The sequence below is a fragment of the Streptomyces sp. NPDC050619 genome (assembly GCF_040654815.1).
Lineage (GTDB): Bacteria > Actinomycetota > Actinomycetes > Streptomycetales > Streptomycetaceae > Streptomyces.
In genome coordinates, this window is the sequence record NZ_JBFAIR010000018.1 from 140648 (window position 1) to 156162 (window position 15515).

Below are 15515 nucleotides of genomic sequence, written 5' to 3' on the forward strand. Positions count from 1 at the left end.
CCGCTCGCGAACCGACGGCCGCCGTCCGGCACCCCTTCCGTGCGCCCGTACGACGGCCGTCACCGACCCCGGGCACCGGGGCGGGCGCAGACGTCAGGTGGTCCGCGCCGTCCCCGTCCCCTTCTCCGCGTCCAGCGCGTACACGCACCGGTCCTTGCTGCACGCGTACACGACGCCGTCCCGCACGACCGGGGAGCCGGTGATCTCGCCGCCCGTCGCGAGCTTCCATCTCAGCCGGCCGTCGTCGGCCTTCAGGGTGTACAGCAGGTGGTCCGTGGAGCCGAAGTGGATGCGCTCATCCGCCACCGCCGGGGCGCCCACGATGTCGCCGCCCGCCTGGAAGCGCCACTTGGGGGTCCCGGTGACCGCGTCCAGGGTGTACAGCCCCTTGCCGCTGCCCACGTGGACGTGGCCGGCGGCCACCAGGACCGGGTCGACGGACGCCCGGGCCTCGGTCGCGATGCGCCAGCGGTCGCGGCCGTCGACGGCGTCCAGGGCGTAGACCGTGCCGAGGTAGTCGGCGAGGTAGATGCCGCCGCCGGCCACCGCCGGGCCGGGTACGAAGGCCGGCGGGCAGAGGAACACGGCCGGGGACTCGAAGTGCCAGCGGACGTGACCGCTCACCACGTCCAGCGACAGAACGCGCGTCCCCGCGGACACGTACACATGGCCGTCCTGCGCGTGGGTCACGCGGACCGGCACCCCGCCGCAGGAGGCGGCGTCGCCGATCGGGTACGACCAGCGCTCGTCACCCGTTCGGGCGTCCAGGGCGCGCAGGCGGGCGTCCTGCCAGACGTACACCGTGCCCTCGTGGAGGGCCGGGCCCGCCTCCGGGGACTCGAAGTCGGTCTGGCAGCCGGAGATCTCCCACAGCTTCTGGCCGCCCGAGGCCTCCCAGGCCTGGACGCCGCCGCCGCGCGTGCCGGTGATCACGGTGCCGCGGTCGGCCTTCAGGGAGTACACCCAGGCGTCTGTCGACAGCCGCCACAGGTCTGCGCCCTCGCGGGCGTCGAGGGCGAACAGGGTGGGGCCGTCGGAGGCGTGGATACGGCCGTCCGCGACCGCCATCGACCAGGCGACGTCCCGCGTCTTGAAGCGGCGGCGGCCGGTGGCCACGTCCAGGGCGTGGACCTCGAAGGAGGTGACGTAGACGAGGTCCCCGGCGACCGAGGGGGTGCCCCAGACGTCGTTCGACATGCGGAAGCGCCAGGGCCGCCAGCCGCTCGCCGTCTCCGGCGGCACGGCGGGTACGGCCGGGCCCACGGCAGGGTCGGTGCCGTTGACGCCGGGGCGGGGCTTGGCCCAGGAGGCGACCAGGCCGGCCTCCGGCGGGGGCGCCTTGACGGCGGCGGCGCGGGCGTCGGCTACGCGCGGGCCGGGCCCGATGGGCACCTGGGCGCCGGCGAGCCGCACCGGGCCGGTGTCGGGGGCGCCGACGGACACGGGCGGGGCGGAGAAGGGGCCGGGCACCGGGGCAGGTCCCTGGCCCGGGACCACCGGATCGCGGGACGGCGGGGGCGGTACGGCGGCCACGCGCCCTCCGCCGCTACGACCGCCGCCCTGCGCCCCGTGTGGCCCCTGGGCCGGTCTCACCGCCGGCCGGCCGCCGCGCCGCGTCTCGATCAGACCCACCGCCCGCTCGGGCAGCCACGCCGAGGCCGTACCGCTGTCGTCGGAGCCGGAGCCGAAGAGGTGGGGGGCCAGCTGGGCCTGGAGGTCGGCCGGGTTGGGGCGGGCCGTCGCCTCCATCTGCATACAGGATTCGATCAGCGGGATCAGCTCGTCCGGGAGGCCTTCGAGGTCCGGGCCCTCCCGCAGCAGCATGAAGACCGTCTCGACCGGGTTGGCGCCGTGGAAGGGCGGATGGCCCGTGGCGGCGAACACCAGCATGGAGCCGAGCGAGAACACGTCACTCGCGCCGGTCACGCTCCGCGAGTCCTTGGCCTGCTCCGGCGACATGTACGCGGGCGTACCCACGGCGACGTTCGTCATCGTCAAACGTGTGTTCGAGACGCCGGACGCGATACCGAAGTCGATGACCCGGGGGCCGTCCTCGACCACCAGCACGTTCGAGGGTTTGAGGTCTCTGTGCACCAGCCCGGCGCCGTGGATGGACTGGAGCGCCTCCGCGACACCGGCCGCCAGCCAGCGCACCGCCTGGGCCGGCATCGGCCCGCACTCGTTCACTATCTCCTCGAGGGAGGGCGCGGGCACGTACGCGGTGGCCAGCCACGGCACCGCCGCACGCGGGTCGGCGTCGACCACGGCCGCCGTATAGAAGCCGGAGACCGCCCGGGCGGCCTCGACCTCGCGGGTGAAGCGGACACGGAAGAGCTGGTCCTCGGCGAGTTCCGTCCGGACCGTCTTGATCGCCACGCGCCGGCCGGAGGCCGAGCGCGCGAGATAGACCAGCCCCATGCCGCCGGCCCCCAGCCGTCCCAGCACCTCGAACGGCCCGATGCGCCGCGGATCGTGCTGTGTCAGCTGATCCACCACTTGCCTGCCACCTCCCCGTACGAGCCGCACCACCCACATATGTACGCGGCCCCGTGCAGCGTCTCACCACCGCACCGCCATGGCGGCACGCACCCTGATTCTTCCTGGCCGGGGCGCTGGTTGCGAACCCGCGGACAATCGGGGTGTCTCCTATCAAACCGTTTGTCGAACCGTTTCCAGGACCGCGAAGGATGCCCCCTGATTGTCGGTGACGACGGCCACTTTGCCGTACGACGCCTCGAAGGGCGGCGCCTGGACGCGTCCGCCGAGCCGGTTCACCGTACCGAGAACCGCCTCGCAGTCGGCTACCCCGAAGTGGACGAGAAAGTGGGGCGGCATCTCGGTCGGGAAGACGTCACCGACGGGGGCGCGGCCGAAGTCGGGGTGGGCCTCCGGTCCGAAGAGGGCGTCGTGGAAGAGCCCGCCGTAGAAGGTGTTGGCGGTCTCGGTGTCCCGGGCGTACAGCTCGGCCCAGACGAAGGTGCCCGGCTCGTGCCGCCTGCCGAAGCCCTGGTGGGTGCCCGGCTGCCAGAGGCCGAAGACGGCGCCCTCGGGGTCGGTGACCAGCGCCGCCGCGCCCAGCTCGCCGACCGGCACGGGCGCGGTGACGACCTGCCCGCCGGCCGCCCAGACACGGTCGGCCAGCCCCTCGACGTCCGGGGTGGCGAAGTACACCGTCCAGACGGTGGGCAGCCGCCCGTCCGCCTTGCGGGCCAGCGCGGCGACGGGCTCGCCCTCGCGACGGGCCCATACGGAGCCGCCGTACGCGTCCTCGAAGGTCCACCCGAAGAGCTCACCGTAGAACCGCTTGCCCGCCTCGACGTCCGGAAGCTGCGCGTCCACCCAGCAGGGGACGCCTTCTCCGTAACCCTCCGCGCTGCCGTCCTCTTCGAACCCCGTTGCCCTGTTTTCGGCCATGCCGCCAAAGTAACGGCCTCCCGCGCAGCCCGCAGACCAGGCACACGAGCCTGAGCACCCCCGCACACCCCATTTGCAGTCGGCCGAATCGCGCTCCCATCACCCCTCGGTAAGCTGACGTCATGACAGGACAAGTGCGTACCGTCGACGGCCGCGTGGCCGGCCGGCGTGGGCAGGCGACCCGGCAGAAGCTGCTCGACTGCCTCAGCGAGATGCTCAGCTCCTCCCCTTACCGGGACGTCAAAGTCATCGATGTCGCCCGGAAGGCGGGGACTTCGCCCGCGACCTTCTACCAGTACTTCCCGGACGTCGAAGGCGCCGTCCTGGAGATCGCCGAGCAAATGGCCGCCGAGGGCGCCGGGTTGACCGAGTTGCTGGCCGGCCGCTCCTGGGTCGGCAAGGCCGGCTGGCAGACCGCACAGGAACTCGTCGACGGATTCCTGGAGTTCTGGCGGAAGAACGACGCGATCCTCAGAGTCGTCGACCTCGGGGCGGCCGAGGGCGACAAGCGGTTCTACAAGCTCCGTATGAAGATCCTCAACTCGGTGAACAACTCCCTCGTGGACGCGGTCACCGAACTACAGGCCAAGGGCAGGGTGGACAAGGACGTCAGCCCGGCGGCCGTCGCGGGGTCGATCGTCGCGATGCTCGCGGCCGTCGCCTCGCACCAGAAGGGCTTCCAGACGTGGGGCGTGAAACAGGCTGAACTCAAGCCGAACCTCGCGCTGTTGGTGCACCTGGGCGTGACCGGCAAGAAGCCGACGAAATAGCCGACCTTTACCTCAGCCCCATATCCCAGGTCCCAAGTCCTGTCTGGCAGGCGGTGGTTCACTCGTGTGGACCACCGCCTGTTGCGTTGTCTGTCGCGTTATGCCGTTGTCTCGACCGGGCGCCGTACGACCCTGAAGAGCCGTATCTCCCGCTCCACCCGTGCCTGATACGCCGCGTACGGCGGCCAGAAGGCCAGCACCGCCTTCCAGGCGGCCGTCCGTTCCTCCCCCTCCAGCAGCCGGGCCGTGACCGGGATGTCCCGTCCCTTCCAGTTGACCGAGGCGTCCGGGTGGGCGAGGAGGTTGCCGGTCCAGGCGGGGTGAGTGGCCCGGCCGAAGTTGGAGCCGACGAGGATCCAGCTCTCGCCGCCTTCCTCGGGCATACAGGCCAGCGGCGTACGCCGGGCGAGGCCGCTCCGCGCGCCGGTCGAGGTCAGGATCACCCCCGGCAGCAGCTGCGCGCTGAGCAGCACCTTTCCGCGCGTGAGCCGATGGACGGCCCGGTCGAGCGCGGGGACGACGTACGGGGCGACCTTCGCGAAGCCACGGGTCGAGGAGACCTTCTGCACCGCCCGTACGCCGATCGGCGTGCCGGTCATACCGTCACCTCCTGGCGCTCGAAGAGCCGCGCCGCGCCGGCGGCGTGCGCCCGCAGCCGGTGCACAGGCCCGAACAGCAGCTCGTCCCCCGAGGCGCGCTTGAAGTACAGGTGAGCCTCGTGCTCCCAGGTGAAACCGATACCGCCGTGCAGCTGGATCCCCTCGGCGGCGGCGGAGCGCAGGGCCTCCAGGGCCTGCGCGAGGGCCAGCCCGCCGACCCTTTCGCCGTTGGCGGCGGCGGCCCAGGCCGCGTAGTACGCCGCCGAGCGGGCCGCCTGCACCTGTACGTACACTTCGGCTAGCCGGTGCTTCACCGCCTGGAACGACCCGATCGCCCGCCCGAACTGCTCGCGCCGACGGACGTACTCCACGGTCAGGGCCAGTATCTGGTCGGCGGCACCGACGGCCTCGCCCGCGAGGACGGCGGCGGCGCTCTCGCCGACGGCGGAGAGGGCGGCGGGCACGTCCGCACTCTCGTCACCCAGCAATTCCCCTTCGACATCCCGGAGTTGGATCCGCCCCTGCGGCCGGGTCGAGTCGAGTGCGGTCTGTCGTACGCGCACGAGCCCGTCCCCGTCCCCGCGTACTCCGCGTACTCCGCGTACGAGGAAGAGCAGCGTCCGCGAACGGGCGAAGCCGCCCGCGTGCGCGGCGACCACGAGCAGCCCGGCGCTGTGCCCGTCGAGCACCTGGTCCGCCTGGCCGTACAGCCGCCAGCCGTCCCCCACCCGCCTGGCCTGCACGCCGCCGGCCCGTCCGCCACCCGCCCAGTCGCCGTCGTTGGCGCCGGTGAGCGCGAGGGCGGTGGCGAGGCCGGTGCCGGGGACGGCGAGGGCGGCGGTGAGCGAGCCCTCGGCGATCCGCGGGAGCAGCTCCGCGCGCTGGGCGTCGGTGCCGAGGGCGAGGAGGAGCGGGGCGGCGAGGACGGCGGTGGCGAGCAGGGGCGAGGGGGCGAGGAAGCGGCCCGTCTCCTCGCAGGCGAGGGCGAGTTCGGTCACCGAGCAGCCGACACCGCCGTACGCCTCGGGGAGGGCGAGTCCGGGCAGGCCGAGCTGTTCGGCGAGGGCGGTCCACAGGGCGGGGTCGTGCCCGGCGGGGGTGTCGACGGCGGCCCGCAGCTCGGCCGGCCCGCAGCGCGCCCGCAGCAGTTCGCGGAGGGTACGGCGGATCTCGTCCTGCTCGGCGGTGAAGCCGGTGTCCATGAGCCCTCCTCGAAGCTGTCCAGCTCCCTCACTCTGCTGAATCTGACGGACCGTCATATTAGGGCGGTGAGGGTGGGATGCCCAGCCCTGTGACGCCTGCCACGCACCCCTATATCTGATGTACCGTCAGATTCATGACAACGGGCAGGACGGACAGGGCAACAGGACGGGCAGCATGATGACCGGCAGGACGGGCTCTCGGAACGTCGCGATCGTCGGGGTCTCCCTCTCCGACTGCGGCCGCGTGGACGACGCGACCCCGTACACCCTGCACGCCCAGGCGGCCCGCCGAGCCCTCGCCGACGCGGGACTCGGCAAGGAGGTGGTCGACGGCTTCGCGTCGGCCGGCACCGGCACCCTCGCCCCCGTCGAGGTCGCCGAGTACCTGGGCCTGCGCCCCACCTGGGTCGACTCGACCTCCGTCGGCGGCTCCACCTGGGAGGTGATGGCGGCCCACGCGGCGGACGCGATCGCCGCCGGCCACGCGAAGGCGGTCCTGTTGGTGTACGGCTCGACGGCCCGCGCCGACGTGAAGGCGGGACGCAGAACCGGGAACCTCTCGTTCGGGTCCCGGGGCCCGCTCCAGTTCGAAGTCCCCTACGGCCACACCCTGATCGCCAAGTACGCGATGGCGGCCCGCCGTCACATGCTGGAACACGGCACGACGATCGAGCAGTTGGCACAGGTGGCGGTCCAGGCCCGGGCGAACGCCGCCCTCAACTCCGAGGCGATGTTCCGCGACCCGATCACCGTGGACGACGTACTCGCGGGCCCGATGATCGCGGACCCCTTCACCAAGCTGCACTGCTGCATACGCTCCGACGGCGGGGCGGCGGTACTGCTGGCGGCCGAGGAATACGTACGGGAATGCCGTAACGCACCGGTGTGGGTCCTCGGCACCGGGGAGCACGTCTCGCACGCCGCGATGTCCGAGTGGCCCGACTTCACGGTGTCCCCGGCGGCCGTGAGCGGGAAGCTCGCCTTCGAGCGGGCGGGGGTGCGGCCGGAGGAGATCGACTTCGCGGAGATCTACGACGCGTTCACCTACATGACCCTGGTGACCCTGGAGGACCTGGGCTTCTGCGGGAAGGGCGAGGGCGGGGCCTTCGTGGAGACGGGGTGCCTGCGGGTCGAGGGCGGACAGCTGCCGGTGAACACGGACGGGGGCGGGCTTTCGGCCCAGCATCCGGGGATGCGGGGGCTGTTCCTGCTGGTGGAGGCGGTGCGGCAGTTGCGGGGGGAGGCGGGGCTGCGGCAGGTGCGGACGCCGGGCAAAGGCCTGCCTCAGCTGGCGGTCGCGTCGGGCACGGGCGGGTGGTTCTGCTCGTCGGGGACGGTGGTGCTGGGGCGGGGGTGAGGCGGGCCGTGGCCACCCGTTCAGGTAGGCGGACGGTGCCGGGGAAAGCCGTCAGCCGTCCAGGTGGCGGCGGAGGGGAACACGTACGCGCTCAGTCGGCGTTGTAGTGCGGCAGAGGACGGCGAGTTCGTGGACGCGGAGCTGCGGCACGGCGTACTGATTTCGCAGTTCTGTCGGACCGCCGAGTGAACAACGGTGAACAACTGAGCCGCACGGAGGAGACCGACATGGCCCTGACCCGCGAAGAACGTGAGCAGTTCCTGGCCGAACCGCACATCGCCGCGCTGGCGGTGGACGCGGGAGCGGGACGCGCTCCGCTCACCGTGCCGATCTGGTACCAGTACCGGCCCGGCGGCGACGTGTGGATCATGACCGGGCTGGACTCCCGTAAGAACCAGCTGATCGACGCGGCGGGCCGGTTCTCCCTGATGATCGAACGGCTCGAACCCACCATCCGGTACGTGTCGGTCGAGGGCCCGGTCGTCGACACGTCCCCCGGCACCGTCGAGCAGCTCCGGGAGATGGCCGCCCGCTACCTCCCGGCCGAGAAGGTGGACGGCTACGTCGACTTCGCCTGGAAGAACCACGGCGAGCAGGTCGTCGTCCGGATGCGGCCCGAGCGCTGGGTGTCGTCCGACCTCGGGACGGTGTGACCCGGGGCATGCGTAAGGAGCGCTGCCAGTGACAATCGGGGCATGGGAACAGACCGGGATCTTCATGAGCTGCTGAGGTCACTGCGGGTGTGGGACCCGGAGGTCACCGCACTGCCACCCTTCGACCCGAGCGCCGCCCCCACCACACCGCTCACCCTCTTCACCACCTGGTTCGCCGAGGCCGTGGCGGCCGGGCAGACCGAGCCGCACACCATGTCCCTCGCGACGGCGGACGCGGAGGGCCTGCCGGACGTACGGATCGTGATGCTGCACGGCGCCGACGCGGACGGCTGGTCCTTCGCGACCCACGCGACCAGCCGGAAGGGGGTCCAGCTTGCAGGCCGCCCGTATGCCGCACTGGGGTTCTACTGGCCGGTCCTGGGCCGTCAGGTGCGGGTCCGGGGACCGGTCACGGCCGCCCCGACCGAGGAGGCCCGCGCGGATCTGCACGCCCGCTCGACGGGGGCGCTGGCGGCCGCACTGACCGGCCACCAGAGCGAGGTCCTGGGGTCCGTCCAGGAGTTGTCGCAGGCCTCGGAAGCCGCCTGGGACCGCGCCCAGCGGGAACCGGAGGCCACGGCTCCGTCCTGGACGCTGTACCGCCTCCAGCCGGAGGAGGTGGAGTTCTTCCAGGGGGATGAGCGACGGCGGCATGTCCGGCTGGTGTATCGGCGGGGGGAGGACGCGGATGGGAGCGGGAAGGACGGCGGAGAGGGCAGCGGGAAGGACGGCTGGGGCAGGCACCTGCTGTGGCCGTAAGCGCCGGTCGCGTTACTCCACGAACCCGTACACCGCGAAGTCGGCCATCCCGTGATTTTCCGTCAGCCTGACCCGGGCTACACGTCCGGCTCCGGATCCGTCGCCTGACGCCTCATTCCTGACGCCTGACGGCGCCCCGCCTTACCGGCGCGGCCGGAACACCGGCACCGCCGGCACCGCCGGGGTCCCGTCCCGGAAGGTCGCCTCCAGTTCCATTCCGGCCCGCAGCTCGTCGTGTGCGCAGTCCACGATCTCCGTCATCATCCGCGGGCCCTCGGCGAGGTCGACGACGGCGGCGACGTACGGGGTGCGCGCGCCGAAGGGCGGCAGGTCGTTGCGGTGGACGACGGACCAGGTGTAGAGCGCGGCCCGGCCGCTCGCCGGCTCCCAGGCGACCTCCTCGCTCCAGCAGTGCGGGCAGAACTCGCGCGGGTAGTGGTGGGCCCGCCCGCACGCCCCGCAGCGCCGCAGCAGCAACCGGCCCTGTGCCGCCGCGTCCCAGTAGTTGCGGGTGAAGTCGTCCGGCTCGGGGACGTCGTAGCGTGCGCTCACTGGAAGAACCCCAGCGCACTGTCGATCGACCATGTCTGCCAGGACATCCCGAACAGGGCCACCAGGGAGATGAGGGCCATCATCGAGTTCTGCCCCTGCTCGGCCCAGTCGTGGATCATGAGGGTGAAGTAGAGGACGTTGAGCAGCAGCCCGCCGACGAGCGCCACCGGGGTCAGGAAGCCGAGGATCAGTCCGAGCCCCAGGGCCAGTTCGGCGTAGGCGACGACGTACGCCATGGTCCTCGGGCGCGGTGTGACGACCACGTCGAAGCCGCCGCGCACGGCGTTCCACCGGTGCTTGGCGGCGATGTCCGCGGCCCAGGTGATCCCGCCCCCGTCGAACCAGGTCTTCTTGTCCTTGTGCCGCCAGCTCTCCAGCCACCACAGCCCGAGTCCTATGCGCAGCACGGCCAGCCACTGCGCACCGGTGAGCCAGATCGTATCCATGGATCTGACGGTACGTCAGATGCTGGCTCTCGGGAACCTGTGCGCTCGCCCTGAAACTATGCGTCTCCCGTGAATCGGCCGGATTGTTGGCAATTTTGTTGGCGACTGATCTACGTTCACTGACGCAACCACCGAGGAAGCCCAGGAAGCACAGGAACCAGCACCCCGAGGAGCCGAGATCGTGAAGCACAGGGCAGTCAAGCGCAGGAGCGTCGTTGTGGGGATCGGTGCGACCGCCGGGGTCGCCGCCGTCGGCGGCATCGCGCTGAGCGCACAGGCCGCGAGTGAGACGAGCGGCACGTCCGGCTCGTCCGGAGCATCTGAAACATCCGGAACGCCCTCCTCGGACGCCCTGGTCTTCGACCCCGACGCCTACACCGAACTGACGACGACCATCACGGACGCCGGCGGCACCGACCGCGCGGTGGTCTACCACTTCTGGAAGGCCATCACCTACGTGGCCAACCCGGTCGACGAGACGTACCAGAGCCTGAACGTCAGCGTGCCGGTCAAGATCGACGGGAAGGCGGTCGACGCCTCCGACGCGCCCATCGTCCTCGCGAACTCGGTCGGCGGCTACATGCCGTCCAGCGTCGCGGACGCCGACGGGGTCGGCGGGGGCGGCATCGCCGGTCTGCCGCCCGGCAGCAGCGCCTCGGCCTCCCCGTCCGCCTCCGCCCCGGCCGGCGGGGGCGGTGGCGTCGACACGTCCAAGATGCCGAGTCTGGCGGAGCTCGGACTGGCCGCCGGGTACGTGGTCGTGGAGCCGGGCGCCCGCGGTCGCACGCTCAAGGACTCGGACGGCATCTACTACGGCACCGCCCCGGCCGCGATCGTCGACCTCAAGGCCGCCGTCCGCTACGTCCGCTTCAACAAGGGCCGCATCCCCGGCGACACCGACCGGATCGTCTCCACCGGCACCAGCGCGGGCGGCGCCCTGTCCGCCCTGCTCGGCGCGTCCGGCGACAGCAAGATCTACGCCACCTACCTCGAGGAACTCGGCGCGGCCGACGCCTCCGACGCGATCTTCGCGACCGGCGCCTGGTGCCCGATCGCCGACCTGGAGCACGCCGACGGCGCCTACGAGTGGAACTGGGGCGCGAACGCCACCGCGAGCACCGGAAAGGTCGTCGACCAGACCGTCTCCAAGGCGCTCCAGTCGCAGTTCGCCGAGTACCAGGCCTCCCTCAAGCTGAAGGGCCTGAACGGCTTCGGCGCGCTGAGTGCCCGCAACTACGACGAGTACCTGGTCAAGCAGTACCTTCAGCCGTCGGCCACCAAGTACCTGAGCGCCCTGTCGGACGCCGACCGCGAGGCCTACCTCGCCGACAACACGTTCATCACCCGGAAGGACGGCAAGGCCACCTTCACCTGGGCCGACTTCCTCACCCACGTGGGCGCCCGCAAGAAGACCACCCCGGCCTTCGACACCTTCGACCTGTCCGCCCCCGAGAACAACGAGTTCGGCAAGGACACCACCGAGTCCCGCCACTTCACGGCGTACGGCCTCAAGAACGACACCACGGGTGTCACCAGCACGCGGCTCGACAGCGACATCCCCGAGAAGCTGCGGCTGATGAACCCGATGTACCACCTCGGGCAGCGCAACCCGAACCGCTCGAAGCACTGGTGGATCCGCCTCGGCACCAAGGACTCCGACACCTCGCTGACGGTCTCCGCCAACATCGCCGCCGCCGCGGACAACCTGGGCGACGACGTGAACCACTTCTACTACTGGGACGAGGGCCACGGCGCCAACACCGACCCGGCCGACTTCCTCACCTGGATCGCCAAGGTCTCGGGCCACAGGAAGTAGCCACCCTCCTCCCCCGGAACGCGGCCCCGGTTTCCCGTCAAGACTCCGGCCGCCGCCCCACGGCGCCGAGCCCTCCGCACCACGCGGGCCGGGCTCGGCGCCGTGGCCTTCCCGTTTCCGCACCCGGCCGCCACAACCAGTGGCCCTACGCACCGGTTCCACCCACCCCTCCCACAGCCGTGATCAATCCGCAACCAATTCCGGTCTTGACCGAGACCCATCAACGTGGCGTCTGGCTACGCTCGCGCACATGGCCGACTCCCCAACGTCCGACTCCACACCGCCCCGCCCCGCGTCCGCGAGCCCTGCGGAGCCGCACCTCGCGGACCGCCCGGTGTATGTCATCGGCGGTGGCCCCGGCGGACTCGCCGCCGCATACGCACTGCGCGCCCAGGGCATACGCGCGGTCGTCCTGGAGAGATCCGACCACGTCGGGGCGTCCTGGCGGCGCCACTACGACCGACTGCACCTGCACACCACCCGCCGCCTGTCCGGCCTGCCCGGGCTGCCGATGCCGCGCCGGTTCGGACGGTGGGTCTCCCGCGACGATGTGGTGCGCTATCTGGAGAAGTACGCGGAACACCACGAGTTGGAGGTCGTGACCGGCGTCGAGGTCTCCCGCGTCGAGCGCACCCCCGACGGCACCGGCTGGCTGCTGCACGCCACCGGCGGCCGCGAGCTGACCGGCGCCGCGGTGGTCGTCGCCACCGGCTACAACCACACCCCGCGCATCCCGGACTGGCCCGGCCGCGACACGTACACCGGCGAGCTCCTGCACGCGGCCGACTACCGCAACCCGAAGCCCTACGCCGACCGTGACGTCCTCGTCGTCGGCGTCGGCAACACCGGCGCCGAGATCGCCGTCGACCTGGTGGAGGGCGGCGCCTCGCGGGTACGCCTGTCCGTCCGCACCGCCCCGCACATCCTGCGCCGCTCGACCGCCGGCTGGGCCGCCCAGTACACGGGCGTGCTCGTACGGCACCTGCCGGTCGGCCTCGTCGACCGGATGGCGGGACCTCTCGCCAAGCTGAGCCTGCCGGACCTCTCGGCGCACGGCCTGCCCCGCCCCGACACCGGCCTCTACTCCCGTGTCCACGACGGCTCCATCCCCGTGCAGGACGTCGGCCTGATCGACGCCGTCCGCAAGGGCAGCGTGGAGGTGGTGGCCGCCGTCGAGAGCTTCGAGGACGGCAAGGTGGTCCTCGCCGACGGCACCCGCGTCGAGCCGGACGCGGTGATCGCCGCCACCGGCTACTTCCGCGCCCTCGAGAATCTCGTCGGCCACCTCGACGTCCTCAACGCACGCGGCAGGCCGGTCGTCCATGGCGCCCGCACCCCGGAGAACGCGCCCGGCCTGTACTTCACCGGCTTCACCAACCCCATCAGTGGCATGCTCCGCGAACTGTCGATGGACGCGGTGAAGATCGCGAAGGCGGTGGCCAAGGACGGAGCACGGCCGGCGTCCCGCCTTCCGGTGACGTAGAAGGTGACGTAGAACGTGACGTAGAACGTGACATAGAAGACGCCAGCAAGCCCGTGGAGCTTCCAACTCATCCTCCTTCCCTGGGCCCTTCGCCCGAGTCCTTCGCCGTTCCGCCCGGCATCCTTTGCGTGCAGGACCATTCCTGACGCTGTGTCAGTTCTGTAATCTGACAGAGCGTCAGTTAATTGTGCTGTCACACAGGAGCGGGCGGACCGATGCTTGGATCAACCCACGGCACCCTCACCACCGACTCCCGCCGGGCCCGGGTCATCGCCTGCGGCGAGCAGCCCGGACCCGCCGTCCACGGCCGGCCCGCCGAGGTGGACGACCTCGACGTCAGCGGCCGGTCCTTGTATGCCGGCGTCCCCGATCTGGACCGGTTCTTCCGGCCCGAGTCCGTCGCCGTGGTGGGTGCCTCGGACACCGAGGAGCGTCCCAACACCGGTGTCACCCGGCAGCTGCTCGACTGGTCCGAGCGGGTCGGGGCGCGGCTGCACCCGGTGCATCCCACGCGTGAGTCCGTCTTCGGCATTTCCTGCTCCCCTTCCGTCGCCGACCTGCCCGAGCAGGTCGATCTCGCCGTACTGCTGGTCGCCGACCCCCTTCCCGTGATCGAGGAACTGGCCGAGGCCAAGGTGAAGTTCGCGGTCGTCTTCGCCTCCGGGTTCGCGGAGACCGGTGAGGAGGGCGCGGCGGCACAGGCCCGGCTCGCCGCCGCCGTGGAGCGCTCCGGGATGCGGCTGCTCGGCCCCAACACCAACCTCAACGCCTTCGAACGCTTCCGCGACGACCTCGACGGGCCGGCCATCGCCCTCATCACCCAGTCCGGCCATCAGGGCCGCCCCGTCTTCGCCCTTCAGGAACTCGGCATCCGCCTCTCCCACTGGGCGCCCACCGGCAACGAGGCCGACCTGGAGACCTCGGACTTCCTCTCCTACTTCGCCGAGCGGCCCGAGGTCGGCGCCATCGCCTGCTATGTCGAGGGGCTGAAGGACGGCCGTTCCTTCCTGCTCGCCGCCGACCGGGCGGCCCGGCGCAAGGTGCCCGTCGTCGCGGTCAAGGTGGGCCGCACCGACACCGGCGCCCGCACGGCCGCCTCACACACCGGCAAGCTGACCGGCGCGGACACGGTGGTGGACGCGGCGATGCGGCAGTACGGCGTGATCCGGGTCGACGGCCTCGACGAACTCCAGGACACCGCCGCCCTGTTGGCCCGCGCCCGGCCGCCCCTCGCCGACGGGGTCGTCGTCTATTCGATCTCGGGCGGCACGGGCGCGCACTTCGCCGACCTGGCCACCGAGGCGGGGCTGCGGCTGACCGCCCTGTCGGAGGCCAAGCAGGCCGAGCTGCACCAGTGGATACCCGAGTACCTGAGCGTGGCCAACCCGGTCGACAACGGCGGTCATCCGGTCGGCGACTGGCGCGGCCGGAAGATCATCGACGCGATCCTCGACGATCCCGAGGTCGGCGTGCTGATCTGCCCGATCACCGGCCCCTTCCCTCCCCTGAGTGACCGGCTCGTCCAGGATCTGGTGGACGCGGCCGAGCGGACGGACAAGCTGGTGTGCGTGGTGTGGGGCTCGCCGGTCGGCACCGAGCCGGCGTACCGCGAGGTCCTGCTCGGCTCGTCCCGGGTGGCCACCTTCCGCACCGTGGCCAACTGCATCACCGCCGTCCGCGCCTACCTCGACCACCATCGGTTCGTCGCCGGCTACCGCTCGCCCTTCGACTCGGCACCGCGCACCCCGTCGCCCTCCTTCCGCAAGGCGCAGGCCCTGATGCGGCCCGGGCAGCAGCTGAGCGAGCACGCGGCGAAGCAGCTGCTGCGGGCGTACGGGATCCGGGTGCCGCGCGAGCAGTTGGTGACCAGCGCGGCGGCGGCCGTGCGCGCGGCGGGGCTGGTGGGCTACCCGGTGGTGATGAAGGCGTCCGGCGCGCGGATCGCCCACAAGACCGAGCTCGGGCTGGTGAAGGTCGGGCTGACCTCCGCCAGTCAAGTCCGCGATGCTTACCGCGAGTTGACCGACATCGCGCGCTACGAGGACGTCTCCCTGGACGGCGTGCTGGTGTGCCAGATGGTCGAGCGGGGCGTCGAGATGGTCGTCGGCGTCACGCACGACGAGCTCTTCGGGCCGACCGTGACCGTCGGGCTCGGCGGTGTGCTCGTCGAGGTGCTGCGGGACACGTCCGTACGCGTGCCGCCGTTCGGGGAGGAGCAGGCGCGGGACATGTGCGCCGAACTGCGCGGGCGGGCCCTCCTCGACGGGGTCCGGGGGCGCCCCCCGGCGGATGTCGACGCGCTCGTGGAAGTCGTGCTGCGGGTGCAGCGCATGGCCCTGGAACTCGGGGACGAGCTCGCGGAGCTCGACATCAATCCGCTGATGGTGCTGCCCAGGGGGCAGGGCGCGGTGGCGCTGGACGCGCTGGCGGTGTGCCGCCCAGGTCCTGACCAGCCGTAGCAAGA

At 71.6% G+C, this 15515-nt stretch carries 13 protein-coding genes; 7 read left to right on the forward strand and 6 right to left on the reverse strand.

Annotated elements, in window-relative coordinates; translation table 11 throughout:
- Positions 1-93: 93 nt before the first annotated feature.
- The gene (locus AB0I77_RS28045; protein ID WP_363285478.1) at positions 94-2496 is read right to left on the reverse strand and encodes a PQQ-binding-like beta-propeller repeat protein; all 2403 of its coding nucleotides are present in this window, start codon (positions 2494-2496) and stop codon (positions 94-96) included.
- A gap of 153 nt (positions 2497-2649) precedes the next feature.
- Positions 2650-3414 (reverse strand): VOC family protein, encoded by a 765-nt coding sequence (locus tag AB0I77_RS28050; RefSeq protein ID WP_363285479.1) that lies wholly within the window; start codon positions 3412-3414, stop codon positions 2650-2652.
- A gap of 122 nt (positions 3415-3536) precedes the next feature.
- Here AB0I77_RS28050 and AB0I77_RS28055 point away from each other — a divergent pair, with 122 nt between their 5' ends.
- Positions 3537-4184, forward strand: coding sequence for a TetR family transcriptional regulator (locus tag AB0I77_RS28055; protein WP_363285480.1), 648 nt, complete (start codon positions 3537-3539; stop codon positions 4182-4184).
- Positions 4185-4282: 98 nt separating this feature from the next.
- On the opposite strand, the gene AB0I77_RS28060 is transcribed toward AB0I77_RS28055, so the two are convergent.
- A complete protein-coding gene (locus tag AB0I77_RS28060) occupies positions 4283-4783 on the reverse strand; it encodes a nitroreductase family deazaflavin-dependent oxidoreductase (protein WP_363285481.1) in 501 nt (166 codons plus the stop codon).
- The gene (locus AB0I77_RS28065) at positions 4780-5985 is read right to left on the reverse strand and encodes an acyl-CoA dehydrogenase family protein (RefSeq protein WP_363285482.1); all 1206 of its coding nucleotides are present in this window, start codon (positions 5983-5985) and stop codon (positions 4780-4782) included. Before AB0I77_RS28065 ends, AB0I77_RS28060 begins: the two co-directional genes overlap by 4 nt.
- A gap of 178 nt (positions 5986-6163) precedes the next feature.
- On the opposite strand from AB0I77_RS28065, the gene AB0I77_RS28070 reads away from it, so the two are divergent.
- The 3 genes from AB0I77_RS28070 (at position 6164) to AB0I77_RS28080 (ending at position 8754) form a co-directional block, all read left to right on the forward strand.
- On the forward strand, positions 6164-7342 hold the full coding sequence (locus AB0I77_RS28070; RefSeq protein ID WP_363285542.1) for an acetyl-CoA acetyltransferase: 1179 nt from the start codon (positions 6164-6166) through the stop codon (positions 7340-7342).
- A 227-nt stretch (positions 7343-7569) separates the two neighbouring features.
- Complete coding sequence (locus tag AB0I77_RS28075) at positions 7570-7995, forward strand: pyridoxamine 5'-phosphate oxidase family protein (RefSeq protein WP_363285483.1); 426 nt, start codon at positions 7570-7572, stop codon at positions 7993-7995.
- A gap of 42 nt (positions 7996-8037) precedes the next feature.
- Positions 8038-8754 carry a pyridoxal 5'-phosphate synthase gene (locus tag AB0I77_RS28080; RefSeq protein ID WP_363285484.1) on the forward strand — a complete coding sequence of 239 codons (717 nt, stop codon included), beginning with the start codon at positions 8038-8040 and terminating at the stop codon, positions 8752-8754.
- Positions 8755-8895: 141 nt separating this feature from the next.
- Here the strand turns inward: AB0I77_RS28080 and AB0I77_RS28085 are convergent, their stop codons facing one another.
- Entirely contained in the window at positions 8896-9339 is a 444-nt protein-coding gene (locus AB0I77_RS28085) for a Zn-ribbon domain-containing OB-fold protein (protein ID WP_363285485.1), read from the reverse strand.
- Entirely contained in the window at positions 9303-9752 is a 450-nt protein-coding gene (locus AB0I77_RS28090; protein ID WP_363285486.1) for a DoxX family protein, read from the reverse strand. The genes AB0I77_RS28085 and AB0I77_RS28090 overlap by 37 nt, the downstream gene beginning before the upstream one ends.
- Positions 9753-9933: 181 nt before the next feature.
- Between AB0I77_RS28090 and AB0I77_RS28095 the strand changes: the two genes are divergently transcribed.
- The 3 genes from AB0I77_RS28095 to AB0I77_RS28105 all read left to right on the forward strand — a co-directional run bounded on the left by AB0I77_RS28095 (position 9934) and on the right by AB0I77_RS28105 (position 15510).
- Positions 9934-11568, forward strand: coding sequence for a subtype B tannase (locus AB0I77_RS28095; RefSeq protein WP_363285487.1), 1635 nt, complete (start codon positions 9934-9936; stop codon positions 11566-11568).
- 250 nt (positions 11569-11818) lie between these two features.
- The gene (locus AB0I77_RS28100) at positions 11819-13051 is read left to right on the forward strand and encodes an NAD(P)/FAD-dependent oxidoreductase (protein ID WP_363285488.1); all 1233 of its coding nucleotides are present in this window, start codon (positions 11819-11821) and stop codon (positions 13049-13051) included.
- 215 nt (positions 13052-13266) lie between these two features.
- Complete coding sequence (locus AB0I77_RS28105) at positions 13267-15510, forward strand: acetate--CoA ligase family protein (RefSeq protein WP_363285489.1); 2244 nt, start codon at positions 13267-13269, stop codon at positions 15508-15510.
- The last annotated feature ends 5 nt before the right edge of the window (positions 15511-15515 follow it).

Coding starts and splice junctions, on each gene's coding strand:
- AB0I77_RS28050 (WP_363285479.1), bottom strand. CDS start 3,414: ATGGCCGAAAACAGGGCAACGGGGTTCGAAGAGGACGGCAGCGCGGAG.
- AB0I77_RS28055 (WP_363285480.1), top strand. CDS start 3,537: ATGACAGGACAAGTGCGTACCGTCGACGGCCGCGTGGCCGGCCGGCGT.
- AB0I77_RS28060 (WP_363285481.1), bottom strand. CDS start 4,783: ATGACCGGCACGCCGATCGGCGTACGGGCGGTGCAGAAGGTCTCCTCG.
- AB0I77_RS28065 (WP_363285482.1), bottom strand. CDS start 5,985: ATGGACACCGGCTTCACCGCCGAGCAGGACGAGATCCGCCGTACCCTC.
- AB0I77_RS28070 (WP_363285542.1), top strand. CDS start 6,164: ATGACCGGCAGGACGGGCTCTCGGAACGTCGCGATCGTCGGGGTCTCC.
- AB0I77_RS28075 (WP_363285483.1), top strand. CDS start 7,570: ATGGCCCTGACCCGCGAAGAACGTGAGCAGTTCCTGGCCGAACCGCAC.
- AB0I77_RS28080 (WP_363285484.1), top strand. CDS start 8,038: ATGGGAACAGACCGGGATCTTCATGAGCTGCTGAGGTCACTGCGGGTG.
- AB0I77_RS28085 (WP_363285485.1), bottom strand. CDS start 9,339: ATGGTCGATCGACAGTGCGCTGGGGTTCTTCCAGTGAGCGCACGCTAC.
- AB0I77_RS28090 (WP_363285486.1), bottom strand. CDS start 9,752: ATGGATACGATCTGGCTCACCGGTGCGCAGTGGCTGGCCGTGCTGCGC.
- AB0I77_RS28100 (WP_363285488.1), top strand. CDS start 11,819: ATGGCCGACTCCCCAACGTCCGACTCCACACCGCCCCGCCCCGCGTCC.
- AB0I77_RS28105 (WP_363285489.1), top strand. CDS start 13,267: ATGCTTGGATCAACCCACGGCACCCTCACCACCGACTCCCGCCGGGCC.